General features: G+C 73.3%; 19 protein-coding genes. 15 read left to right on the top strand and 4 right to left on the bottom strand.

Going from position 1 to position 23,608, the window contains the following annotated elements; translation table 11 throughout:
* Positions 1-6: 6 nt before the first annotated feature.
* The 3 genes from GA0070611_RS10700 to GA0070611_RS10690 are packed head-to-tail and all read right to left on the bottom strand — an operon-like array spanning position 7 to position 3,920.
* Complete coding sequence (locus tag GA0070611_RS10700) at positions 7-990, bottom strand: enediyne biosynthesis protein (protein WP_231921400.1); 984 nt, start codon at positions 988-990, stop codon at positions 7-9.
* Positions 987-2,948 (bottom strand): FG-GAP repeat domain-containing protein, encoded by a 1,962-nt coding sequence (locus tag GA0070611_RS10695; RefSeq protein ID WP_091661842.1) that lies wholly within the window; start codon positions 2,946-2,948, stop codon positions 987-989. Before GA0070611_RS10695 ends, GA0070611_RS10700 begins: the two co-directional genes overlap by 4 nt.
* 3 nt (positions 2,949-2,951) lie before the next feature.
* The gene (locus GA0070611_RS10690) at positions 2,952-3,920 is read right to left on the bottom strand and encodes a DUF1702 family protein (RefSeq protein ID WP_091661838.1); all 969 of its coding nucleotides are present in this window, start codon (positions 3,918-3,920) and stop codon (positions 2,952-2,954) included.
* Between the two features lie 283 nt (positions 3,921-4,203).
* Between GA0070611_RS10690 and GA0070611_RS31065 the strand changes: the two genes are divergently transcribed.
* From GA0070611_RS31065 to add, 3 genes are read left to right on the top strand one after another with little or no spacing between them, the layout of a single operon-like run.
* Entirely contained in the window at positions 4,204-4,359 is a 156-nt protein-coding gene (locus tag GA0070611_RS31065; protein ID WP_157740293.1) for a hypothetical protein, read from the top strand.
* Positions 4,360-4,376: 17 nt separating this feature from the next.
* Positions 4,377-5,147: a helix-turn-helix domain-containing protein gene (locus GA0070611_RS10685; RefSeq protein WP_157740292.1), complete on the top strand. Its 771-nt coding sequence runs from the start codon at positions 4,377-4,379 to the stop codon at positions 5,145-5,147.
* Positions 5,144-6,127, top strand: a complete 984-nt coding sequence (gene add / locus GA0070611_RS10680; RefSeq protein ID WP_091661827.1) for an adenosine deaminase — start codon at positions 5,144-5,146, stop codon at positions 6,125-6,127. The genes GA0070611_RS10685 and add overlap by 4 nt, the downstream gene beginning before the upstream one ends.
* Positions 6,128-6,381: 254 nt before the next feature.
* On the opposite strand, the gene GA0070611_RS10675 is transcribed toward add, so the two are convergent.
* Positions 6,382-8,907, bottom strand: a complete 2,526-nt coding sequence (locus GA0070611_RS10675; RefSeq protein WP_091661824.1) for an ATP-dependent Clp protease ATP-binding subunit — start codon at positions 8,905-8,907, stop codon at positions 6,382-6,384.
* Positions 8,908-9,150: 243 nt separating this feature from the next.
* On the opposite strand from GA0070611_RS10675, the gene GA0070611_RS10670 reads away from it, so the two are divergent.
* The 12 genes from GA0070611_RS10670 (at position 9,151) to GA0070611_RS10615 (ending at position 23,608) form a co-directional block, all read left to right on the top strand.
* A complete protein-coding gene (locus tag GA0070611_RS10670) occupies positions 9,151-10,956 on the top strand; it encodes an AfsR/SARP family transcriptional regulator (RefSeq protein ID WP_167604418.1) in 1,806 nt (601 codons plus the stop codon).
* A 248-nt stretch (positions 10,957-11,204) separates the two neighbouring features.
* Entirely contained in the window at positions 11,205-12,407 is a 1,203-nt protein-coding gene (locus GA0070611_RS10665) for a DUF6004 family protein (protein WP_091661819.1), read from the top strand.
* 128 nt (positions 12,408-12,535) lie between these two features.
* Entirely contained in the window at positions 12,536-13,435 is a 900-nt protein-coding gene (locus GA0070611_RS10660; RefSeq protein WP_091661817.1) for a methyltransferase domain-containing protein, read from the top strand.
* Complete coding sequence (locus GA0070611_RS10655) at positions 13,435-14,073, top strand: NHL repeat-containing protein (protein ID WP_091661816.1); 639 nt, start codon at positions 13,435-13,437, stop codon at positions 14,071-14,073. Before GA0070611_RS10660 ends, GA0070611_RS10655 begins: the two co-directional genes overlap by 1 nt.
* Before the next feature lie 6 nt (positions 14,074-14,079).
* The gene (locus tag GA0070611_RS10650) at positions 14,080-15,366 is read left to right on the top strand and encodes an ABC1 kinase family protein (protein ID WP_091661814.1); all 1,287 of its coding nucleotides are present in this window, start codon (positions 14,080-14,082) and stop codon (positions 15,364-15,366) included.
* A gap of 66 nt (positions 15,367-15,432) precedes the next feature.
* Complete coding sequence (locus GA0070611_RS10645; RefSeq protein ID WP_091661811.1) at positions 15,433-16,146, top strand: winged helix-turn-helix transcriptional regulator; 714 nt, start codon at positions 15,433-15,435, stop codon at positions 16,144-16,146.
* 420 nt (positions 16,147-16,566) lie between these two features.
* A complete protein-coding gene (locus GA0070611_RS10640; RefSeq protein WP_091661806.1) occupies positions 16,567-17,355 on the top strand; it encodes a hypothetical protein in 789 nt (262 codons plus the stop codon).
* Complete coding sequence (locus GA0070611_RS10635) at positions 17,352-18,638, top strand: aminotransferase class V-fold PLP-dependent enzyme (RefSeq protein ID WP_091661803.1); 1,287 nt, start codon at positions 17,352-17,354, stop codon at positions 18,636-18,638. The genes GA0070611_RS10640 and GA0070611_RS10635 overlap by 4 nt, the downstream gene beginning before the upstream one ends.
* Before the next feature lie 5 nt (positions 18,639-18,643).
* Positions 18,644-19,786, top strand: coding sequence for a trans-sulfuration enzyme family protein (locus GA0070611_RS10630; RefSeq protein ID WP_091672759.1), 1,143 nt, complete (start codon positions 18,644-18,646; stop codon positions 19,784-19,786).
* Between the two features lie 26 nt (positions 19,787-19,812).
* Positions 19,813-20,694 (top strand): homocysteine S-methyltransferase family protein, encoded by an 882-nt coding sequence (locus GA0070611_RS10625; protein ID WP_091661798.1) that lies wholly within the window; start codon positions 19,813-19,815, stop codon positions 20,692-20,694.
* Positions 20,691-22,223 (top strand): TldD/PmbA family protein, encoded by a 1,533-nt coding sequence (locus GA0070611_RS10620; protein ID WP_091661795.1) that lies wholly within the window; start codon positions 20,691-20,693, stop codon positions 22,221-22,223. Before GA0070611_RS10625 ends, GA0070611_RS10620 begins: the two co-directional genes overlap by 4 nt.
* The gene (locus tag GA0070611_RS10615) at positions 22,220-23,608 is read left to right on the top strand and encodes a metallopeptidase TldD-related protein (RefSeq protein WP_091661790.1); all 1,389 of its coding nucleotides are present in this window, start codon (positions 22,220-22,222) and stop codon (positions 23,606-23,608) included. Before GA0070611_RS10620 ends, GA0070611_RS10615 begins: the two co-directional genes overlap by 4 nt.

Genomic DNA, 23,608 nt, shown 5'->3' with positions numbered 1-23,608 from the left:
GCGTGCTCAGGCGCGGGCCGCCGCCCCCTGCGGCACCCGGTCGGTCGACGCCGGCGTGGGCACCTCCGCGACCAGCGGGGCGGTCCGGGTGGCGGCCGACACGGCCCGCTCCTGGCGGTCGCGGCGCGACAGGTGCAGCGACCACAGGAACGCGCCCCGGACCAGGCAGACGATGGCGGTGGCGAAGAAGAGCCCGTACACCACCGACGCGCCGGTCAGGACCCCGTACACCACCGCGACACCGGCCCCGAAGGCGACCTGCGAGGCGGGCCGGGACGGGGTGGTGCCGGGGTCGGTGACCATGTAGTTGGTGAACAGCACGAACGCGACGCCGGTCATGGTGCCCAGCGCGGCCGGGATCGAGGTGTCCAGGACCAGGCCGCGGAGGACCGCCTGGGCGACGAAGACCAGCAGCCAGCTGCCGATCAGCCACATCCGCCCGGTGAGCTTGCCGTTGAGCAGGGTGCCCAGGCTGACGATGACCACCACCAGCACCCAGTCCGTCCAGCCGCTCAGGTACTCGGTGAACTGGTACGGCGGGGCGATGGAGACCCAGGGGAAGAGCAGCAGCACCACGCTGATGCCGAAGTTCGACGGGTTCATGAAGTGCCGCAGCCGTCCGTTGACCGGCGCGCGCAGCAGCCACTTGCCGCTGATCGCCACGATCACGCCGAACAGCGTCACCAGGATCCGGTCGTTGACGTAGAGCAGCATGTTCACCGCCAGCGCGGTGATGTGCGCCGGGTAGAGGAACTCCACGACGCCGCGTACGCCCCGCCCGGTGAAGCGCGGGGCCCGCTCCTCGGCCCGCGCGCCGACGACCTCCAGCACCAGCTCGGTGAGGTAGGCGGTCAGCACGGCGGCCACCGGCCAGAGCGGGGCCTGCTCGAAGCCGAGGACGGTGTAGCCGAGCACGTTCAGCGCGGTGATCGAGATGGCGAAGTTGCGCAGTGCGATGACCCGGGGGTCGCGGGCGGGCTTGCCGGTCATGAGGTCGCCTCCCTGGCCTGGGTGCCGAGGGTCAGCGTGTGCCGACCCGGGGCGAGCTGGAGCTCCTGCTGGTGCGGGGTGCCGGTGCGGTCCCGCCAGTCGACGCGGACCCGGACCGGACCGGTGACCCGGCCCAGCCCGGCCACCGCCTCGAAGCTGCGTCGCCCGGAGTGCCCGCCGCCGCCGTCGACGCGGGCGAGCACCGTCCGGCCGTCCGGGGTGGTGACCGTGACCGACGCGCCGACGACGGGGGAGCCGGGCCGGCCGGTCCCGCCGGCGCTGCCCTCGTGCATCAGGCGCAGGCTCAGCTGCGCGCCGGTGCCGGGGCTGTCGTTGTGGTAGAAGACCGGTGCGTCCCACTGCCGGGCGACCACCAGGTCCAGTCGGCCGTCACCGTCGGCGTCGCCGACCGCGATGCCGCGGGTCGGCACCGGCACGGCCATCCCCAGCTCCGGGCTGAGATCGACGTAGCGGCCGTCGGGGCCCCGGACGTGGAAGCGCAGGTGCTGGCCACCGGCGATGTCGTCGCCGGCCTCCACGTGCGGCCACCAGGCCGGGTGCTCCAGCAGGGTGTCGTTGGCGGTGGCCAGCTCCTGCAACTGGGCCCACCGGTTGACCGTGCCCTTGACGAAGCCGCTGGTCTGCACGATGTCCGGCACGCCCCGGTTGGTGAAGTCGGCGATCTTGACGTCCCAGCTCCACCCGCTCCACGCCAGGTTCAGCGCGGAGCTGCGGTCGTGCCACGGCGCGGACCCGGCGTTCAGCTGGCGGCGCAGGTCGGCGGCGTCGCGGGCGGTGTTGACGAAGGCGAAGTTGCTCTCCTGGATGCCGAAGGAGGTGGTGATGTTGCCGACGTACAGGTCGTACAGGCCGTCCTGGTCGAGGTCGCCGAAGTCGACGCCCATCCCCTTGAACGAGTCGTGCCCGAGCCGCTTGGACTTCGGCACGAACGCCCGGCTCTCCTCGCCCTCCACCAGGGCCAGCCGGACGTGCCCGGGGGTGGACCGGTTGTGCAGCAGCCGGTCCGGGCCGAAGTCGTTGGCCACGTACAGCTCGGGCAACTGGTCGCCGTCGACGTCCTGGGCGCTGGCGGCGAGCGCCCAGCCGGCGGAGACGCCCCGGCTGAACACGCCGGGCACGTCGGCGAAGGCGGGGGTCCCGTCCGGCCCGGCGCCGGTGAAGCGCAGCAGGTGGTCCAGGCCCCCGTTGGTGGCCCAGGACATCGACCGGTTCATGCTGACGCCGCCGCTGACGGTGTCGTCCAGCACCGGCCCGTCGGGGAAGTAGTTGCCGACGAAGATGTCCAGGTGCCCGTCGCCGTCGAAGTCGGCCGTGGTCACCGTGTTGGTGTTCCACTCGACCCCGGCGTACCCGCCGGCGGCGTCGGTACGGGCCGGCACCACCTCCACCGGCCGGTACGCCGTGGCGCTGGGCCGCGCCTGGTCGGGACGGGCCAGGAAGAGCACCGGGGAGCGGCCCCACCAGTACACCAGCAGGTCGATCCGGCCGTCCTCGTCGAAGTCGCCGGGGACGCAGCCCATCGGGGCGATGTGCCCGTTCATCGGCAGCGGGGCGGGATCCAGCGCGAACGGGGCGTACCGGTCGGCGCCGGCGCCGGGCGTCGGGGTGACCACCACCCGGTCGATGCGCGGATCGGTGAGGCACAGGTCGTTGGCCAGCCCGTCGCCGTCGAGGTCGTTCATCGCCACCCCGGCCCCGACGGAGCTGATCCAGGCCGCGATGCGCCGGTAGTCCCGGTTGACGTGCCGGATGGTCTGTTGCGGGTAGCCGCCGGGCAGCCCGACGGAGAACGGCGTGAAACGGTACGCCTCGGCCATCGCCCGCCGCTGCGCGCCCGACGCCTGTGGCGTGTGCGCGACCACGAACATGCCGACGATGAGCACGAGGGCGACCAGCCCGGCCGCCTGCCGTCGCGCCCAGTGTCCGATCCGGGTCACCGGTCAGCACCTCCCCAGGAGTGTGAACTCGTCGGCGATGCGCCGACGCCAGACCGCGTACGCGGGCAGACCGTCGGCGTCGGGCGGGAGGTCCCGCAGCGCGTCGTCGGTCATCGTGGCGGCCTGCTCGGGTGTGGCCGCGCAGAGCGCCGCGGTGGCCCGCGCGGTGTGTGCGGTGGCCAGCCCGGCGCGGAGCCGGGCCTTGGCGGCGAACGCCGACCCCTGCGCCAGCGCGGCCCGGTGCGGCCCGGCGAGCCGGGCCAGCGTGGCCAGTTCGTCGTCGGCGACCCCGCCGGCGTAGGTGGCCGCCAGACCCACCCCGCTGAACAGGTCGCCGTGCCGCTGCGGCGCGAAGCCGTGCACCGTCCGCGCCACGTAGGCCACGTCGGCCCCGCCGACGAACCAGAGCGCGCGGCCGATGCCCTGGTCGACCGCGTGCCCGGCGTAGCCGCGCAGCTCGGAGGGCCAACTCGGGGCCGGGTCGCGGTGCTGCCGGCGCACGTACCGGTCGGTGCGGAAGTAGGCCTGGTGGAAGCCGTACCCGTCCAGGGCGAGCCAACGCAGCAGCGGGTCGGTGGGCAGCACCCGTCGCCAGCGCAGGCGGGGCAGCCGGGCGAGCGCCCAACCGGCCCCGACGTGCGCCATGTACAGGTGCCGCTGCCCGCCGCCGGCCAGGAACTCGCCGGTGCGGTCGCCGAGACCGAGTCCGGCCATCAGCGCGTACGCCATCGCCGCGCCCTCGTAGGCGAAGCCCCGCAGCGGCGCGTCCACCGTCTCCAGCAGCCGTTCGGCGGCCGGCGGCGAGGCGGAGCCGGCCGCGTGCCCGAAACCCGTGACGAAGCTGCGACCGGCGGATTCCAGCGCGATCCGCGCGGTGTCGTCGGTGACCCGGAATCCGCGCCGGCGCAGCTCGGTCTGTTTCGGAGAGGGGGTCAGCAGGCGGCGTCGCAGCGCCAACCACGGAGCGGACATGAATCCTCCCGACAGTTAGGAGAGGGCCGCGAAATTGATGACCGGCAATTGCTCACGGCCGGTGCGGCCCGTTGTCCGGCGTCTCGGCCCGGGCACTGGACCATGATTGCGGACGGTGGAGATGCTGTCTTCTCGCACCTTGCTCTCTGTCGCCCGGACGGCATTCACGGCCCGGCCGTCCGGTCCGCCCGGCTCGCCGTCGCCGCGCGCGGCGATCGCCCGCGCTTCCGGCTGACCAGCGACTCCGGTGCGAAGGGTCGCCGGCGGAGACCGCAGCTCGACAGTGATCGAAGATGCGCTATATGAAAATCAAGATTTTTTCAAGGAGGCGGCCGGAGACTACGGGACGGTTTTCGTCGGCGAGACGCCGGACCTGGGGGAGCAACAATGTCTTCTGCCGTGGAACGACCGTGCGGGTATCGCCATCACCTGGCGGTGATCCGGTCCATCGAACGAATGCGTGGTGATCTGAGCGGTGCCCTGCCACTGGCCGAACTGGCGCGTACCGCGCTGTTCAGCCCCTTCCATTTCCATCGGGTCTTCCGCACCGTCACCGGTGAGACACCGGCGCGTTTCGTCGCGGCGCTGCGGATGGCCCAGGCCCGGCGGCTGCTGCTGCACTCCCGGCTCACCGTCGGGGCGATCAGCGGCCGGGTCGGGTACACCAGCGTGGGCAGCTTCACCACCCAGTTCACCCGCCTCGTGGGGGTGCCACCGGAGCAGTTCCGCCGCCAGGTGCGCACGCTGCTCGGCTGGCTGATCCAGCCGGCGCCCCGGCCCCGCGCCGTCGACGACGACGCCGGGACGGCGCTGACCCCGGTGGTGCGGGCCGGGCTGTCGGATCCGGCCGGCACCGTCCTGGTGGGAGTGGCGCCGGCCGACGTCGAGGCCGAGCCGTCGCGCTGGACGGCGGTGGTCGGGGTCGGCCCCGTACGCCTGCCGGCGGGGCTGCCGCCCGGCCGGTACCGGGCCCGGATGCTGCTGCTGAAGAGCCGGTGGACCGCCTCGGCGGCCCTGGTCGACCAGGTTCCGGAGAGCTACCTGGTCGGACAGGCGGAGTTCTCGGTGCCGGATCCGCCGTCTGAGCCGCACCGGGTGCCGGTACGGCTGCGCCCGCCGCAGCCCACCGACCCGCCGGTGCTCTCGGTCGAGCCGGTACGACTGGTCGCCGGCCTGGTCGGCACCCCGACCCCGAGCCGGCGGGCGCACGTGCCGGTCTCGGCGTGAGGCCGGCGCCGAAGATCGAACTGCACGTGCACCTGGAGGGCACCGTCCGGCCCCGCACCCTGCTGGCGATCGCCCGCCGCAACGGCGCACCCCTGCCGGCCCGGACCGAGGCCGAACTGGCGCGGCACTACCGGTTCGTCGACTTCGCCCACTTCATCGAGGTCTGGATCGCCACCACCAACTGCCTGCGCGGGTACCGGGACTTCCGGCAGGTGGTGGTGGACTACGCGGCCGAGGCCGCCCGGCACGGCGCGGTCTACCTGGAGGGCATCTTCTCCCCGGCCGAGCGGGTGCGCCGCGGCGTGCGCTGGGCGGACATCTTCGGCGGCTACGCCGACGGGGCGGTGGAGGCGTACGAGCGGCACGGGGTGGTGGTCCGCCTCACCCCTGACATCGACCGCGAACTCGACCCGGCGCTGGCGCAGGAGTGCGCCCGGCAGGCGGTCCGGTACCGGGACCGAGGGGTGGTCGGCTTCGGCATCGGGGGCCGGGAGGCCGCGGCCGGCCTGGCCCGGTACGCCCGCGCGATCGCCGTCGCCCGCGACGGTGGGCTGGGCTTCGTTCCGCACGCCGGGGAGGTGACCGGGGTGGCCTCGGTACGCGAGGCGCTGCGGTACGACCCGGTGCGCCTGCGGCACGGCGTACGGGCCGCCGACGATCCCGGGGTGGCGGCGGAGCTGGTCGACCGGGGTGTGGTGCTGGACGTCTGCCCGACCTCCAACCTGCGTACCCGGGTGGTGCGGACCCTCGACTCGCACCCGCTGCCGGTGCTGCGCGCGGCCGGCGTGGCGTGCAGCATCGGCACCGACGACCCGGCGATGTTCGGTACCGACCTCTCCCGTGAGTACGCCCTCGCCGCCCGGCTGGGGGTGGGCGCCGCCGACGCGTACGCCGCCGGTCTGGCCGGCGCGCTCTGCGACGAGCCGACCCGCGCACACCTGGCCCGCGTCGGCCGGTCGGCCTTCGCCGCCCTGTCCTGAGCCGTCCCGCCCGCCCTACCTGCCCGCGCGGCTGCCTGGCCGGCGACCCGGCACGCGGGTTCGGATCGGGGATCGCGAGGCAGACCGGGCCGCATCAGTCGAGAGCGTCATGCCTCTGAGGCATATTCATGCCCCTCAGGCATGACGCTCTCAAGGAGTCGTGTCCCCTGGGGCCTGTGGCGGGAGTGGGAAACGGCGACGGCCCCGGGAGGCTGTTGTCCGCCGGGGCCGTCGGCCTTGTTCGGGTGTGCTGGTCACGCGGCGTCGTCGGCGGTGCCGCCGAGGTCGGCGGGGACCGCGTCGGGCACGTCGGCGGGTCGGTCGGAGCCGCGGAAGACGAGTTTGGACTTGTCGATGTCCTCGGGGTCGCCTTCGCAGTCGACCACGACGATCTGTCCGGGGGTCAGTTCGTTGAACAGGATCCGTTCGGACAGGTTGTCCTCGATGTCGCGTTGGATGGTGCGCCGCAGGGGTCGTGCGCCGAGGACGGGGTCGAAGCCCTTCTTCGCCAGGTACTTCTTGGCGTTGTCGGTCAACTCCAGGCCCATGTCCTTGTTACGCAGCTGCGTCTCGATCCGGGCGATCATGATGTCGACGATCTGGAGGATCTCGTTCTGGCGCAGCTGGTGGAACACGATGGTGTCATCGATGCGGTTGAGGAACTCGGGCCGGAAGTGCTGCTTGAGTTCGTCGTTGACCTTCTGCTTCATCCGGTCGTAGTTCGACTCGGAGTCCTCGGAGGCCTGGAACCCGAGGGACACGGCCTTGGCGACGTCGCGGGTGCCGAGGTTGGTGGTCAGGATGATGACCGTGTTCTTGAAGTCCACGATCCGGCCCTGACCGTCGGTGAGGCGGCCGTCCTCCAGGATCTGCAGCAGCGTGTTGAACACGTCCGGGTGGGCCTTCTCGATCTCGTCGAACAACACCACGCTGAACGGCCGGCGACGGACCTTCTCGGTCAGCTGCCCGCCCTCGTCGTAGCCGACGTAGCCGGGAGGGGCACCCACCAGCCGCGACACCGTGTACCGGTCGTGGAACTCGGACATGTCCAGCTGGATCAGCGCGTCCTCGGAACCGAAGAGGAACTCGGCGAGGGCCTTGGACAGCTCGGTCTTACCCACACCCGACGGGCCGGCGAAGATGAACGACCCCGACGGACGCTTCGGGTCCTTCAGGCCCGCCCGGGTCCGACGGATCGCCTTCGAGACCGCCTTGACCGCGTCCTCCTGGCCGATGACGCGCTTGTGCAGCTCGTCCTCCATGCGCAGCAGCCGCGACGTCTCCTCCTCGGTCAACTTGTAGACCGGAATACCGGTCCAGTTGCCGAGCACCTCGGCGATCTGCTCGTCGTCGACCTCGGACACGACGTCCAGGTCACCGGCCTTCCACTCCTTCTCCCGCTGCGCCTTCTGACCCAGCAGCTGCTTCTCCTTGTCACGCAGCTGCGCGGCCCGCTCGAAGTCCTGCGCGTCGATCGCGGACTCCTTGTCACGACGCACCTGCGCGATGCGCTCGTCGAAGTCACGCAGGTCCGGCGGCGCGGTCATCCGACGGATCCGCATCCGCGCACCGGCCTCGTCGATCAGGTCGATCGCCTTGTCCGGCAGGAACCGATCCGAGATGTACCGATCGGCCAGCGTCGCCGCCGCGACAAGAGCCGCGTCGGTGATGCTCACCCGGTGGTGCGCCTCGTAACGGTCGCGCAGACCCTTCAAAATCTCGATGGTGTGCGCCAGCGACGGCTCACCCACCTGGATCGGCTGGAAACGACGCTCCAACGCCGCGTCCTTCTCCAGGTGCTTGCGGTACTCATCCAGCGTGGTCGCGCCGATGGTCTGCAACTCACCCCGCGCCAGCATCGGCTTCAAAATGCTCGCCGCGTCGATCGCGCCCTCGGCCGCACCCGCACCCACCAGAGTGTGGATCTCGTCGATGAACAGGATGATGTCACCGCGGGTACGGATCTCCTTGAGCACCTTCTTCAAGCGCTCCTCGAAGTCACCCCGATACCGCGAACCCGCGACCAGCGCACCCAGGTCAAGGGTGTAGAGCTGCTTGTCCTTGAGCGTCTCGGGCACCTCACCCTTGATGATCTTCTGAGACAGCCCCTCCACCACGGCGGTCTTGCCGACGCCCGGCTCGCCGATCAACACCGGGTTGTTCTTCGTCCGGCGCGACAGCACCTGCATGACCCGCTCGATTTCCTTCTCGCGCCCGATGACCGGGTCGAGCTTGCCCTCCCGGGCCGCCTGGGTCAGGTTACGGCCGAACTGGTCCAGCACCAGGCTGGTCGACGGCGCGGCCTCACCCGGCGCGGCACCCGCCGCGGCCGGCTCCTTGCCCTGGTAGCCCGACAGCAACTGGATCACCTGCTGACGCACCCGGTTCAGGTCCGCGCCCAGCTTCACCAGCACCTGCGCGGCAACGCCCTCACCCTCACGGATCAACCCGAGCAGGATGTGCTCCGTACCGATGTAGTTGTGCCCGAGCTGCAACGCCTCACGCAGCGACAGCTCCAACACCTTCTTCGCCCGCGGCGTGAACGGAATGTGCCCGCTCGGCGCCTGCTGGCCCTGACCGATGATCTCCTCGACCTGCTGACGCACACCCTCCAGCGAGATACCCAGACTCTCCAGAGCCTTCGCCGCGACACCCTCACCCTCATGGATCAGGCCCAGCAGGATGTGCTCCGTACCGATGTAGTTGTGGTTGAGCATCCGGGCCTCTTCCTGGGCCAGGACGACAACCCGTCGCGCTCGGTCGGTGAACCGCTCGAACATGGGGACCACCCGCTACCAGTCGACGCGATGACTATATCTTTCGATAGTAACTGATCCGCCCGCCGCTGTGGCGTCCCGCCGACGGGTGGCCGGAGGTGGCCGGGTGGCCCGTCGGGGCCGCGCGACGAATTTCGTGTCATCGATGTCTACCGACCATCGAACCGCTGAGTAGTGGCATTATTACGATCGGTACTGGCTCGGAAAGTCGGCGGGAATGGGCGGTCCCTGGTGGCGGGTTCGGTGTTGCGTCTGCAGATCCTCGGTCCGCTCCAGGTGAGCCGCGACAACACCCCGATCGACCTGGGGCCGACCAAGCAGAAGGCGGTCTTCGCGGCGCTCGCGCTCCAGCCCGGGCACGGCGTCGCCGTCGGCGAGTTGCAGGAGGCGGTCTGGGGTGAGCGCACCCCGGCCCGGGCCCGGCAGTTGGTGCACACGTACATCGCCCGGCTCCGTCAGCTCCTCGAACCGGAGATGCCGCCCCGGGCCCGGACCAACGTCATCGCCTCCACCCCGACCGGGTACGCGCTGCGGGTCGACCCGCACGCGGTCGACCTCGCGGTCTTCCACGACCTGGTCGGGCGGGCCCGCCAGCGGATGGCCGAGGGGCAGCCGCAACGGGCGTTGCGACTGTTCCGGCACGCGCTGCACCTCTGGCGCGATCCGGCGCTGACCGAGCTGACCGCGCTGCTGCGGCAGTCGGTCGAGGTGGAGGCGCTGCGGTTGAGCTGGTCCGACGCCGCGCGGGACTATGTCCTGCTGGGCCTGCGCACGGGGCGACCGGTCGAGGTCCGCGACCTGGCCGGCCGGCTCGCCGCCCGGGAGCCCCTCGACGAGCAGGTGCAGGCCCACTACCTGTCGGTGCTGGAGCGCACCGGCCAGCGCTCGCTGGCGCTGAGCCGCTTCGCCACCGTCCGCGACCTGTTGCGCCGGGAGCTCGGGGTGGAGCCCGGGCCGGCGCTGCAGGCGGTGCACCGGCGGCTGGTCGAGTCCCGCTGGGTTCCGCCACGCCAGCTCGGCCCGGCCGCCGATGCGCCGGCCGGGGCGACGGGCACCCCACCGTGGCCCGGTGACCTGCTGCACCGGGACGAGGACGTCCGGACGGTGGCGTCGCTGGTGCGGGCGCACCGGCTGGTCACCGTCGTCGGTCCGCCGGGCTGTGGCAAGTCCGCGCTGGTCCGCGCGGTGGCGGCGCGGCTCGCCGACCGGTTCGTCGACGGTGCGGTCACCGTGGACGTCACCGGGGTGGCGGACCGGGCCCAGCTGCGGGCCCGGATGATCGACCTGCTCGGCGGGCCGGCGGCGGACCGGTCGGCCTTCGAGGTCCGGCGGATGCTGGTGGTGCTCGACAACGCCGAGCACCTGATCGACGCGTGTGCCCTGCTGACCGACACCCTGCTGCGTGGCGAGAACCGGATGGCGGTGCTGGTGGCCTCCCGGGAGCCGCTCAACCTGCCGTACGAGGTGGTCCGGCGGCTGTGGCCGCTCGCCCTGCCCGACGGCGCGCCGGACGCCGGCCCGGCCCCGACGCCGGCCGTCGCCCTGTTCGCCCGGTACGCGGCCCGCGCCCGACCCGGCTTCCGGCTGGACGCGGACAACGTCGCGCTGGTCGAGCGGATCTGCCGCCGCGCCGACGGGCTGCCCCTCGTCCTGGGATACGCGGCGGCGTACCTGGGCGAGGAGTCCCTCGACGGGGTGCTCAGCCGCTTCGAGGAGCCGCTCGCGCAGTTCCGGCCGCCGGGGAAGGAGGAGTTGCCCTCCCTGCGGGCCGTGCTGGACCGCAGCGTGCACACCCTCACTCCCGCCGAGCGCTGGCTGTTCGCCCGGATCGCCGCGCTGCCGCCGGTGTTCGACCTCGCCGCGGCGACCCGGCTGGCCGGCCCGGATGTCGGCGACGCCGCCGAGGTCGCCCGGGTGCTGGCCCGGCTCCAGGAGAAGTCGCTGCTGCTGCCGGAGCGGGGCACGCCCGGCCGGCACCGCTGCCTCACGGTGCTGCGCCGGCTCGCCATGGAGCTGCTGGCCGCCGAGACGCTCGGCGCCGAACTCGGCTGAGCCCGCGCCACCTTCACCCGGCCGCCGTCCCGGCAGGTGGTCGGGCCGTCCCATCGCCTGCCCACCGTCGATCTCCCGCGCCCCAGGGTGGGCCGGGGGTGGCGGTGACCGCGCGTGAGATATCGGTGACCGACGATTGACACTCCACTATCAAAACATATAGCTTTCTGACGCGGGTCCGGTTCTCGGACCCCCCGGCCGGGACAGGTTGCTCCCGGTGACCGGTCACGCCCTACGGAGGTGTCAGGGTGAGTGGAGTACGGGAGACCTACGAGTCGTTGAACCTGGAGCCGAAGCCGATCAGGCCGCACATCCTCGCGGCCGCGACGGTGGTCTTCGGTGAGGACTACTACTCGGGTCGACGCGAGACGATCAACCTGTCGGGCTTCGTGCAGCTGAACAAGTGGCCGATGCCCGGCTTCGAGCACCGGGTGGACGAGAAGGGCTACGCCCAGTTCGACACCGAGCTGATCAGCGCTCCGGAGGTCGGCATCAAGGGCTTCAGCTACGAGCTGGACGACCGCATCCAGGTGCTGTCGAACCCCTTCCTGCCCAACAGCGGCCACGTGAAGCAGATCGTGCCGGGCAAGAACTTCCCGGCCGAGTTCTACATCCGCCGCTTCGGCATCCTCGAGTCGAGCACGCTGCGGCTGGCTCACCGCAACGTCATCGACATCTACGGCGTGGTGGACAACGTCCCGCCGTTCAAGAAGCCGCTCACCGGCCCGTACCTGGGCAAGCCGCGCGGTGACGGTCCGTTCGAGGTCGCCCAGGCCCCGAACGTGGTCAAGGGGACCACGCTGCCCGAGGCGTGGTACCCGGCGAACGACGAGAACCAGCCGGTGGGCATCACGCCCAACCTGTTCTTCGCGCCGAGCGCCGGGCCCTGCATGTCGATGCTGGTCGACCCGTCCATGATCATGCAGACCTCGATGGAGGGGCAGATCGAGGTCGAGGTCGGCGGGCGCACGGTCCAGGTCGACCTCTTCGGTGACTACCGGAAGGCCGGCGGGGCCGAGGTGCTGCTGTTCGGCCCGGACAAGCACGACGAGGGCCCCGGTGTCCTCGCCCAGCTCGCCCGGGTGGCCGTCGTCGGGCACTGCGCCGAGCTGGGTGGCCGGGTCATGCTGCGGGCCAGCTGGCCGCGGGTCTCCGGTGGCACGCTCGGCGAGGGGCACGAGGACAGCCTGAGCCGGGTCGCGTTCCCCAGCGAGCTGCACATCGACGCGGAGTTCGAGCTGGTCACGCCGCACCAGACGCTGTACGCGACGAACGCCGTGCACATCAACGGCAAGCTGCGCGACATGGAGGCGACCGGCACCGAGCTGAAGCTCGACGGTGGCGACACCGCGCTGGTCACCACCGCCGACGAGCCCAAGGCCCGCCTCACCGGGGTCAACCTGGTGATGCGCGACGCCTACGTCGGTGAGCACGCGGCCGTCAACATCTGAACCTCTTGACGGCCTCCCGGCTCACGGGTTGACTAGAAAATCCGATAGCGCCGGTGTCCGGACGGCATCCCTCCCGGGGCGGGTCCCCTCGGCCCCGGGAGGGATGCACCGCGACAGAGGAGGACACTGTGGACCAGCGCCTGCTCCTCATGCACCAGACGATGCTCGCCGACGGCCCCCGGTTGCGCGCCTACGACCGCGCGCTGGAACAGGCGATCGACCCGGGGGACGTGGTGGTCGACATCGGCGCCGGCACCCTCGTGCTCTCCCTGCTCGCCCTGCGGCACGGCGCCGAGCACGTGTACGCGGTCGAGGCCGACCCCCGGATGGCCGAGGTGGCCGCCCGGATCATCGCCGCCAACGACCTCAAGGACCGGCTGACCCTGGTCGTGGCCGACGCGCGCACCCTGCGCCTGCCGCGCCGCGCCGACGTCCTGGTCTCCGAGATGATGGGCAACCTCGGGCCGGAGGAGGAGATGACCGAGGTGCTCGGCGTGGTCGCCCGTCGGGTGCTGCGCCCCGGCGGTCGGGTGGTGCCCCGGCGGCTGGTCACCCGGTTGGCGGCGATCGAGTTCGACGCCGAGGGCTGGGGACTGTGGGGCCCCGACTTCCTCGGTCACCGCCTCGACGTCGTGCAGGAACTGGTCGAGCCCCAGGCCCACCTGCACTTCTTCCAGCGCACACCGCGACTGCTCAGCGAGCCCGAGCCGGTCGCCGACTCCCTGCTGGGCCGGGCCGGCTCCGCGCGATCCAGGCCCAGCCAGCGGCTGCGGATCGTCCGACCCGGCACCCTGCACGCGGTCATGGGCTACTTCACCGCGGAGATGGCCGACGGCGTCGAGCTGTCCAACTTCCCCTCGTACCCGGGCTGCAACTGGGCGGTGTGGATCTGGCCGCTGCGGCACACCCGGGTGGCCGAGGGCGACGAGCTGCGGGTCGACCTGCGCCGGCCCCGGCACGGCACCGGGGTGCGCCTGGCCACGGACTGGCGGCTGGACTGCGGCATCGTCCGCGCGGGGAGGTCGTGATGCCGTTCGCGGCCGGCACGGTCCGGGACATCCCGGTGCGCGCCTTCAAGCTCTGCGGGCTCACCTGGTTCGGTGAGTTCCTCTGGTTCTCCGAGGCGGTGTCCAACCAGATCATGGCGCTGGACCCGCACACCGGGCAGGTCGAGCACCGGATCCCCTGTCCCGAGGTCTGCACCGACCTGACCACCCTGGACGGCTACCTGCTCCAGGTCTGCGGCTCGCAGCGCTGCCTGCGTGGGCTCAACCCGGCCACCGGCGAGGAGGTCACCGAGCTGCCCAACCCACGCCCCGGCAACGTGCTGCGCGGGCTGGAGGCCACCCGGCACGGGCTCTGGCTCGGCTACGAGGACCTGCGGCTGGTCGAGCTGCGCGACCCGCGCGGGATGGGCCTGATCGACACCTTCCCGATCCGGTACGCCCCGGCCGGCCTGACCGTCTCGGACAGCTTCCTGGTCTACGCCGACTACGCCAACGCCACGATCAACGTGTACGACCTGGACGAACGCCGTGACGTGGCCGCGTACTCGGTGGCCGGCAACCCGACCGGGGTCACCTGGGACGGCAGCCGGATCTGGTACTGCGACCACGGCACGTTGCAGCTGCGCGCCATCGAGGTGCCCGGCATCGTGAGGGGGTGAGCGGCCGTGGTCGGCAGGCCCGCGCTGGCCGCCCGGGCGGTCTGGACGGTGACGCTCAGCCTCGCGCTCCTGCTGCCCGCCCTGCTGGGCGGCGCGGCGCTGGCGGTGCTGCGCGGCCGGGAGGCGGGGCGCCGGCACGTCTACCGGCGCTGCACGGTGCTGCTGACCCGGCTGGGCTCGACCTTCGTCAAGGCGGGGCAGGTGCTCGGCACCCGACGCGACCTGCTGCCGCCGGCGTTCTGCGACGAGCTGGCGGTGCTGCAGGACGCGGTGGCGCCGCTGGACCGGACCGGCACCCGGCGCGCGCTGCGCGAGGCGTACGGCGTCGAGGCGCCGGACCTGTTCGCGCAGCTGGACCCGGTGCCGGTGGCCAGCGGCAGCGTGGCCTGCGTCTACCGGGGCCGGCTGCGCACCGGCGAGGAGGTGGCGGTGAAGCTGCGCCGCCCGGGGGTCGAGCGGCTGATGACCCTCGACCTCACGCTGATGCGGGCCGGCGCCGCGCTGATGGCCCGGCTGCCGGTCTTCCGGGACGTACCGGTCACCGAGGTGATGGCGCACATGTCGGAGGCGGTGCTCGGACAGCTCGACTTCACCCGCGAGGCGGCCAACCTGTCCCGGCTGCGGGTCAACCTGGCCGCCGTGCCCCGGGTCTGGGTGCCCAAGGTGTACGACGCGGCCTGCCGTCCGCGCTGCATCGTGATGGAGTACATCCCCGACCTGGACACCGGGACCGCCCGCGGCTGCCCGCCCGCCCTGCAACGGCGGTTCGCCTCGTCCGGGCTCACCGCGATCTACCACATGCTCTTCGTCGACGGCTTCGTGCACTGCGACATGCACCCGGGCAACCTCTACTTCACCCGGCGCGGGCAGGTGGTGGTCCTCGACGCCGGGTTCAGCGTCCAGCTCACCGAGGAGCTGCGCCGGCTCTTCGCCGAGTTCTTCATGAACATGTCGATCGGCCGGGGGTCGTACTGCGCCGAGATCGTGGTGCGCAGCGGCACCGGGCTGCGGGCGGACGCCGACGTGCCGGGTTTCCTGACCCGGATGGCCGACCTGGTCGAGCGCAGCCACGGGTTGCCGGCCCGGGAGTTCAGCCTGATCGCCTTCGCCGGCGAGATGTTCGACCTGCAACGTCGCTACGGTGTGCACGCGGCACCGGAGCTGATCTTCCCGCTGCTGTCACTGCTCGTCATCGAGGGCACCGTGCGGGAACTCGACCCGGCGATGGACTTCCAGGAGGTCGCCAAGCCGGTGCTGATGAAGGGGCTGTTCGGCCAGCGCAAGATGGGATAACCGGTCGGTGACGAAGCGTGACTTTCGGTCGATGCGGACGGTCACGCTATCCGATACAGTAGTGAGGTGGAGACCTCCTCGGCCGGCGGCAAGCGCGCCTACCACCAGTACTGCGGTCTCGCCAGCGCGCTCGACGTGCTCGGCGAGCGGTGGACCCTGCTGATCGTCCGGGAGCTGCTGATGGGTCCCCGGCGCTACGGCGAGCTGCTCGCCGACCTGCCGGGCGTCGGCACCAACCTGCTCGCCGAGCGGCTGCGCTTCCTCACCGAGAAGGGCGTGGTCCGGCAGACCGACCTGCGCGGCACCGGTTCCCGGTTGGCGTACGAGCTGACCGAGGTGGGCCAGCAGCTGCGCCCGATGGTGCTCGGGCTGGCGCACTGGGGGATGGAGTTCGTCGGCGACCTCTCCGCGGAGGACACCGTACGGCCGCACTGGGGGTTCCTCGCCGTCGAGGCGATGATCCGCCCGGACCAGGCGTCCGACCTCGACGAGGACTACCAGTTCCGGGTCGACGACGAGGCGTTCCACCTCCAGGTCCGCGACGGGGTGGCCCGCCCGGTGCGGGGCGAGGCGGAGCACCCGACGATGATCGCGACCACCGACGCGGCGACGTTCGTGCAGATCGGCTCCGGTCGGCTGACGCCGCTGCTGGCGATGATCCAGGGCCGGCTCAAGCTGGAGGGCGACACCGAGGCGGTGCTGCGCTGCTGCGAGCTGCTCGGCCTGGAGACGGGCGCGATGACCGCCGGCGTCCGCCCGAGGGCGACCCCGCGCGGCTGAGCCGCCGCGCCTGCCCGCGAGCCCTGCCCCGCCCGCGCGTCCCGCCACGCGTGCCTGCCGCGCCCCGCCCGCGCCCCGCCCGCGCGTCGGCCGCGCGCCGGCCGCGCGTCTGCCGGGCGTCGGCCGCGCCCATGGGCTCTGCCCATGCGTCGGACCGTGCGGCGTCCGTGGTGGTGGATTGTGCAGTGCCTTCTCCCGGGCTGCTCCGTTGCCTCGCCGGCAGCATCGCGTCGACCAGGGATGATGGCCCGAGACGAGAATCCGGCATCGATCACGGTCTCGTTATCAGCTTGAGGAAAAGGTAGTATCGGCGTCGATGGTGCCGGCCAGCCGGCGTCCGGGTCGTCCGGCCCCGGCCGGGCCGGCCGCGCGGGTCGCGGCCACCGTGACGTCGGCTGCGAACATCCTCCGGGGGCGACGATGGCGGAGCGCGAGTCGGACACGGTGCGCCGGCTGGCCGCCGTCGCCGCGCGCTACCTGGCCGACCGGCCGTGGCTGCCGGACCCCGGCGCCCCGGTGCCCGACCTCGCCGACCCGCCCGCCCCGGCCTGCGAGGACCTCGGCGTGCGGATCGCCGCCGCGTACGACCGGGCCACCGGGCCACCGGACCGGGCCACCCTCGCCGGCTACCGCCGGTTCGCGGCGGAGAACCTCGCGCAGTACCACGCGGCGGTCCGCGCCGGCATCCGCGTCGTGCCGTGGCAGGGGCCGGGCCAGCCGTACGCGGACTCGGCGGACCTGCGCGAGCGGGTCGGACGCACCGGCACCCTGGCGGTCTACCTCACCCGCGACGGTCACGGTCCCGGGCCGGCCACCGACCCGCACCCGCTGCGCGAGCCCAGCCCGGTCACCGTCAACGGGGTGGTGTTCCGCCACAACGACGTCTTCCGCGCCGTGCACGACCTGTTCGGGCACGTGCTGCTCGGCGCCGGCTTCGGCCCGCGCGGCGAGTTCCGCGCCACCTGGTGCCACCTGCGGATGTACCCGCCCGAGGTGCACCCGGTGCTGTTCACCGAGCAGATCGGGCAGATCTGCTGGTTCTTCTACGGCCCGCACCTGCTGCGTCCCGACGGCCGGCCCCGCCGCCCGGACGACCCCGGCTACCTTCCGGCGCGACACCGGCCCTACCCCGAGCAGAAGGTCACCCGGCTCGACCAGCGCCTGTTCGAAGAGTTCCGCACCCTGTTCGACGGACGGGAGACATCATGACCGGCACCACCTGGCAGGGCGACGTCGATCGGCGGACGCTCCCGACGACCGTCCGCGACGACTTCCCCTTCTTCGGCAGCCCCGAGGGGACCGGGCTGGCCTACCTCGACAACGCCGCCACCACCCAGAAGCCGGCCGCCGTCCTGGCCGCCGTGACCGACTACTACACCACCGCCAACAGCAACGTCGGCCGTGGCTACTACCGGCTCAGCCAGACCTCGACCGAGCGGTTCGAGGCCGCCCGGGAGACGGTGCGCCGGGCGATCGACGCCGAGCACCCCGACGAGGTGCTCTTCACCTCCGGCACCACGCACGCGGTGAACCTGCTCGCCGCCACCCTGGGCCGGCGTCTCGTCGGCCCCGGCGACCGGATGCTGGTCACCGGGATGGAACACAACTCCAACCTGCTGCCCTGGCGGCGGCTGGCCGAGCAGACCGGCGCCGAGCTGGTCGCCGTACCGGTCGACGCCGACGGCCGGGTCTCCGCCGACGTCTTCGCCGCCGCGCTCGGCCCCCGGGTGCGGCTGGCCGCGATCGCGCACGTGTCCAACGTGCTCGGCACCGTCAACCCGGTCCGCGAGATGATCGCGCAGGCGCACCGGCACGGCGTGCCGGTGGTGGTCGACGGCGCGCAGGCGGTGCCGCACCGGCAGGTCGACGTCCGGGCGCTCGACGCCGACTTCTACTGCTTCTCCGGGCACAAGGTCTACGGCCCGATGGGCGTCGGCGTGCTGTACGGCCGTCGCGACCTGCTGGCCGAGCTGCCGCCGTACCAGGTCGGTGGGGGCACCGTGAAGGGCGTGTCGCTGACCGAGCCGGTCCGCTACCTGACCGGCCCGCCCCGCTTCGAGGCGGGCACCCCGGACGTCGCCGGCGCGGTCGGGCTCGCCGCCGCGCTGAGCTACCTCGACGGGCTCGGCTGGGCCGGCATCCGGGAGCACGACCGCACCCTGGTCCGGCACGCGGTACGCGTGCTCGGCGCGCTCGACGGGGTCCGGGTCGTCGGTGACCCGGCCCGCGACCCGGCCGGCATCGTGTCGTTCGTGGTCGAGGGCATCCACCCGTACGACGTGGGCGGCCAGCTCGACCGGCACCGGATCGCGGCCCGCTGCGGGGTGCACTGCGCCAGCGTCTTCCTCGACGACCTGGGGCTGCTCGGCACGGTCCGGCTCTCCTTCGGGGTCTACAACACCCTCGACGACGTCGACCGGGTCGCCGAGGCCGTCGCCGGGGTCCGCCCCGGCTTCTGGACCACCGAGCACCCCACCACCCGGTTCCTGTGACCGCCATGCGCTTCGACACCCGCCTCGTCCACGAGGGACAGACCCCCACCCCGGGCACCGGTGACCTGGTGCCGCCACTGCACCTCGCGGTCACCTACGAGCGCTCCGTGCAGGAGCCGCTGCGCTACTTCTACGGTCGGGGCGAGAACCCGACCCGGGAGAACCTGGAACGCTGCCTCGCCGCGCTGGAGGACGTCCGGTTCGCCACCGCGTACACCTCGGGTCAGGCCGCCGCGGAGGCCGCGCTGTCGCTGCTGCGCCCCGGGCAGCGGGTCGTCGCGAGCGACGACGTCTACGGCGGCACGCACGCCCTGTTCGACCTGGTCCGCGCCCGTGGGGTGACCGTCGACCAGGTCGACCTGGCCGACCCGGCGCGGCGCGACCGGGCGCTCGGCGACGACGGGCCGCCCCCGACGCTGGTCTGGCTGGAGACGCCGAGCAACCCGCTGCTGAAGATCACCGACATCGCCGAGGTGGCCCGCCTCGCGCACCGCCGGGGCGCGCGGGTGCTGGTGGACAACACGCTCGCCAGCCCGGCGCTGCAACAGCCGCTGCGCCTCGGCGCCGACCTCACCCTCTACAGCACCACCAAGTTCCTCGCCGGCCACCTCGACGTGCTCGGCGGGGCGCTGGTGCACGACGACCCCGAGCTGCACGAGCGGCTGGTGGCGCACCGCACCACCGTCGGCAGCGCGCCCGGGGGCCCGGACTGCTTCCTCGTCCAGCGCGGGCTGAAGACCCTCGCCCTGCGGGTCGCCCGGCAGGTCGACAACGCGCGGCGGGTGGTGGCCGCGCTGACCGCCGAGCCGACCGTCGGCACGGTGCACTACCCGGGCCTGGCGGCCCACCCCGGCCACCAGGTGGCGGCGCGGCAGATGACCGGGCCCGGCGCGCTGGTCAGCTTCAGCTACCGCGGCGACCCGGTGAAGCTGATGGAACGGGTACGGCTGTTCGCCGCGGCGGTCAGCCTCGGCGGGGTCCGGTCGCTGATCGAGTGCCCCGCGCTGATGACGCACCGGCCGGTGCCCCGCGACACGCGCCTGCGGCTCGGCATCGGCGACGACCTCGTACGGCTGTCGATGGGGATCGAGGACCCGGCGGACCTGGTCGAGGACCTGGTCCGCGCGCTACGGGCGGGACCGGCGTGACCGGCCCGCAGAGAGGAGCGGTACCGATGCCAGAGACCACCGGCCCGGCCAGGATCCGGCTCGACGGGGGAGTGGCCACCGAGTTGCACCGCGCCGGCATCCCGCTGACACCCCCGTGGTGGATGACCCGGGCGCTGCTCTCCGACGCGCGGCGGCGCGTCCTCAAGGGCGTGCACGAGCGCTTCCTCACCGCCGGCGCCGACGTGGTCACCGCCAACACCTTCCGCTGCAACCTGCGGACGCTGCGGGCGGCCGGGCTGGAGGACGCCGGGCTGGGCTGGATGGTGCACGCCGCCGTCGGGGTGGCGCTCGCCGCCCGCAACGCCGCCGGCAGCCCGCGTACCCGGGTGGTCGCCTCGATGGCGCCGGTGGCCGACGCGTACCGGCCGGACCTGGTGCCGGACGACGAGACGCTGCACGTCGAGCACCGCTGGCTGGCCACCGAGCTGTCCCGGGCCGGCGTGGACACGGTGCTGGTCGAGACGATGAACACCGCCCGGGAGGCACGCGTCGCGCTGGCCGAGGTGCTCGGCACCGGCGCGACCGCCTGGGTGAGCTTCGTCTGCGGCGACGACGCCCGGCTGCTCTCCGGGGAGCCACTGGCCGAGGCGGCCCGCGCCGTCGAGGCGGACGGCGCGGCGGCGGTGCTGGTCAACTGCACCGACCCGGCCCGCACCGAGGAGTGCCTGCGCACGCTGCGGGCGAGCGTGTCCGGGCCGATCGGGGCGTACCCGAACCTGGAGGACCGGGGCGCGGACGTCCCGGCCGGTACGACGTCGTGGGAGCCGAAGGCCTTCGGTGACCTGCTGGCGCGCTGGTGCGACGAGTACGACCTGACCCTGGTCGGTGGCTGCTGCGGCACCACCCCGGAGCACCTGGCCGCGATGTCCGACCGGCTGGGCGCGTGAGCACGGCGACCGACCCGGCGCCGGCCACCGCCGGGGAGATCGACCCTTCGTTCCTGGCCCTGCCGCTGGCGGCGGTCACCGACGCCGCGCTGGACCGGGCGCGGCGGCTCGGCGCGACGCACGCCGCGGTGCGGGTCGCCCGCAACCGGGCCCGCCGCCTGCTGCTGCACGACGGCCGCCTGCGCGGCAGCCAGGACGGCACCGAGCTGGGGCTGAGCGTCGGAGTGCTGCACGACGGGGTCCGGGGCTTCGCGGCGGTGCCCGAGGTCACCCCCGAGGGGGCGGTCGACGCGGTCGAGCGGGCGGTACGGCTGGCCCGGGTGTGCCGGGCGGCGGGTGCCGAGCCGGTGGAGCTCGCCCCGGAACCGGTGTACCCGGACCGGCGGTGGTCCTCGCCGTGCCGGGTCGACCCGTTCGCGGTGCCCGAGGCGGACGCGGTCGCGCTGCTGGCGCAGTGGAGCCGGGCACTGCTGGCCGCGCCGGTGGTCCGGCACGCGCTGGCCAAGGTCAGCGCCGTGCGGGAGAACACCTGGTACGCCGACCTCGCCGGCACCGCCGTCGCGCAGCAGCGGGTCCGGGTGCATCCGCAGGTGCTGGCGGTCGGCGTCGACGACGCCGGCACGGCCACCCTGCGTACCCTCGGGCCGCCGACCGCCCGGGGCTGGGAGTACCTGCACGGCGAGGGCTGGGACTGGGCGGGCGAGCTGGCCGAGCTGCCCGGCCAGCTGGCCGGCAAGCTGCGCGCCCGCCCGGTCCGGCCCGGCCGCTACGACCTGGTGACCGCGCCGTCGCACCTGTGGCTCACCATCCACGAGTCGGTCGGGCACGCCACCGAGGCGGACCGGGCCCTCGGCCACGAGGTCTCCTACGCCGGCGGCACCTTCGCCACCCCGGCCGACGTCGGCGCGCTGCGCTACGGCTCCGACCTGATGACGGTGACCGCCGACCGGACCGATCCGCACGGGCTGGCCACCGTCGGCTGGGACGACGAGGGGGTGGCGGCCGGGTCGTGGACGCTGGTCCGCGACGGCGTGCTGACCGGCCTGCAGACCGACCGGCACACCGCGGTACGCCTCGGCGCGCCGCGCTCCACCGGCTGCGCGTACGCCGAGTCGGCGGGTCACGTGCCGATCTCCCGGTTGCCGAACGTGTCGCTGCGACCGGCGGCGGACGGCCCGGCCACCGACGCGCTGATCGCGGGGGTCGAGGACGGCATCTACCTGGTCGGCTCGGACAGCTGGTCCATCGACACCCAGCGGCGGCGGTTCCAGTTCACCGCGCAGCGGGCGTACCGGATCCGGCACGGTCGGCTCGGCGAGCAGCTCGCCGGGGTCGCGTACCAGGCCGACACCACCGACTTCTGGGGCTCGCTGGTCGCGGTGGGCGGCCCCGACACCTACCACTGCTTCGGGGCCGACCTCTGCGGCAAGGGGCAGCCGGTGCAGGCGGCGGCGGCCAGTCACGGGTCGCCGACGGCGGTGTTCCGGGGCGTCCGGGTGGTCGACACCGGCGGGGAGGAGCCCCGATGAACGGCGCGGAGCTGGCCGAACGGGCGCTGGCCCACGCCGGCCCCGACGAGCTGCTGGTGCTGGTCGACGAGACCAGCACGGCCCACCTGCGCTGGGCGGACAACGCGTTGACCACGTCGGGCACGACCCGGCACCGCCGGCTGACCGTGGTGGCCCTCGCCGCCGGCACGGCCGGCACGGCGGCGGCGGTGCTCGGCCAGGGCGGCGCCCCGGACGACCGCGAGGTGGCCGCTCTGGTGGCCCGGGCCCGGGCCACGGCCCGCTCGGGCCCGCCGGCCCCGGACGCCGCGCCGCTGCTCACCCCCGCCGCGGACCCGGCACCGTCCTGGGGGGAGTCGGCCGCCGACGTGCCGGTGGACCGGCTGCGCGGCGTCGCGTCCGGGCTGGGCGACGCCTTCGCCCGGGCCCGCGCGACCGGCCACGCCCTGCACGGGTACGCCGAGCAGCAGGCCGCCACCACCTGGCTGGCCGGCACCACCGGCCTGCGGCTGCGCCACGTCCAGCCGACCTCGGTGCTGGACCTGACCGCCCGGGACGCGGCCGGCACCGCCTCGACCTGGGCGGGCGTCGGCGGCACCGACCTGACCGGGACGGACCTGCCCGGGCTCGCGGCCGGGCTGGCCGACCGGCTCGACGCCGTGCCCCGTCGGCGCGCCCTGGCCCCCGGCCGGTACGAGGTGCTGCTGCCGCCGGCCTGTGTCGCCGACCTGATGCTGCACCTCTACCTCAACGCCGGGGCGGCCGACGCCGCCGACGGCCGGACCGTGTTCAGCGCCCCGGACGGTGGCACCCGGATCGGCGACCGGCTCACCGAGGCGCCGTTGACCCTGCGCAGTGACCCGGCCGCACCGGGGCTGGCCTGCGCGCCGTTCGTGACGGCCCGGGCCTCCGGCTCGGCGGCGAGCGTGTTCGACAACGGCCTGCCGCTGGCCGCCACCCGGTGGCTGGTGGACGGGGAGCTGCGCGCGCTGGTGCAGACCCGGCACTCGGCCGGGCTGACCGGCCAGCCGCTCACCCCGCAGATCGACAACCTGACCCTGACCGGGCCGCCGGGTGGGCGGTCGCTGGCCGAGATGATCGCCGGCACCGGGCGCGGGCTGCTGCTCACCTGCCTGTGGTACCTGCGCGACGTCGACCCGCGCACCCTGCTGCTGACCGGCCTCACCCGCGACGGGGTCTACCTGGTGGAGGACGGCGAGGTGGTGGCGGCGCTGCCCAACTTCCGGTTCAACGAGAGCCCGGTCGCCCTGCTCGACCGGGTGGTGGAGATCGGGGCGACCGAGCGGACCCTGCCCCGCGAGTGGGGGGACTACTTCACCCGGATGGCGATGCCGACGCTGCGGGTGGCCGACTTCGGCGTGTCGGAGGTGAGCCCGGCGGTCTGA

The organism is Micromonospora auratinigra, from assembly GCF_900089595.1.
GTDB classification, from domain to species: Bacteria; Actinomycetota; Actinomycetes; order Mycobacteriales; family Micromonosporaceae; genus Micromonospora; species Micromonospora auratinigra.
This window is presented reverse-complemented; position numbering and strand designations above follow the sequence as displayed.